We start from the raw sequence: 1,274 nt of genomic DNA, 5'->3' as shown, positions 1-1,274 counted from the left end.
AGTACCAGCTCAAACCCCGCGACTGGGCAGCCGCCGCACGCGAGGGCCGCACCATCGCCCCCCTCGTCACCAGGCTCAACGACATCCGCCGCCGCAGTCCGGCCCTGCGGCAGCTGCGGGACCTGCACTTCCATCACACCGACAAGGACGCGGTGATCGCCTACTCGAAGCGGAGCGGATCGAACACGGTTCTGGTGGTCGCCAACCTCGACCCCCACCACACCCAGGAGGCCACGGTCTCGTTGGACATGCCGCAACTCGGCCTGGAATGGCACGAGTCGGTGCCGGTGCGCGATGAGCTGACCGGCGAGACCTACCACTGGGGCAGGGCCAACTATGTGCGTCTCGAGCCGGGCCACCGGCCCGCGCATGTCCTCACCGTCCTGCGACCGTCCACCCCGCAGATCGGAGGGTCACCGACAACATGATCGTCAATGAGCCCGTTCCGGACACCTTCGAAGACACTCCGGCCCAGGACCGGGACCCGGAGTGGTTCAAGCGTGCCGTGTTCTACGAGGTCCTCGTCCGCTCCTTCCAGGACAGCAACGGCGACGGCGTCGGCGACCTGAAGGGCCTGACCGCCAAGCTCGACTACCTCCAGTGGCTCGGCGTCGACTGTCTGTGGCTGCCGCCGTTCTTCAAGTCCCCGCTGAGGGACGGCGGATACGACGTGTCCGACTACGCCGCCGTGCTCCCGGAGTTCGGCGACCTGGCCGACTTCGTGGAGTTCGTCGACGCCGCCCACCAGCGCGGCATGCGCGTGATCATCGACTTCGTCATGAACCACACCAGCGACCAGCACCCGTGGTTCCAGGAGTCCCGCAAGGACCCCGACGGCCCCTACGGGGACTACTACGTGTGGGCCGACGACGACAAGCAGTACCAGGACGCGCGGATCATCTTCGTCGACACGGAGGCGTCCAACTGGACCTACGATCCGGTCCGCAAGCAGTACTACTGGCACCGGTTCTTCTCCCACCAGCCGGATCTCAACTACGAGAACCCGGCCGTCCAGGAGGAGATGATCTCCGCGCTGAAGTTCTGGCTGGACCTGGGCATCGACGGGTTCCGGCTGGACGCGGTGCCGTACCTGTACCAGCAGGAGGGCACCAACTGCGAGAACCTCCCGGCCACGCACGAGTTCCTCAAGCGGGTGCGCAAGGAGATCGACACCCAGTACCCGGACACCGTGCTGCTGGCGGAGGCGAACCAGTGGCCGGAGGACGTCGTCGACTACTTCGGCGACTACGCCGCCGGCGGCGACGAATGCCACA

The 1,274-nt window shown here is 66.5% G+C and carries 2 protein-coding genes; both read left to right on the top strand.

What is annotated here, in order from left to right; translation table 11 throughout:
• A partial coding sequence (locus ABZ818_RS42850; protein WP_361427786.1) for an alpha-glucosidase C-terminal domain-containing protein occupies positions 1-428 on the top strand: 428 nt, incomplete at its 5' end.
• Positions 425-1,274: alpha-amylase family glycosyl hydrolase (locus ABZ818_RS42845; protein ID WP_361427783.1), on the top strand; the 850-nt coding region annotated here is incomplete at its 3' end. The genes ABZ818_RS42850 and ABZ818_RS42845, both read left to right, overlap by 4 nt.

Origin of the sequence: Streptomyces sp. NPDC047453, from assembly GCF_040643155.1 — a bacterium.
In the GTDB taxonomy this organism is placed as follows: Bacteria; Actinomycetota; Actinomycetes; order Streptomycetales; family Streptomycetaceae; genus Streptomyces.
This window is presented reverse-complemented; position numbering and strand designations above follow the sequence as displayed.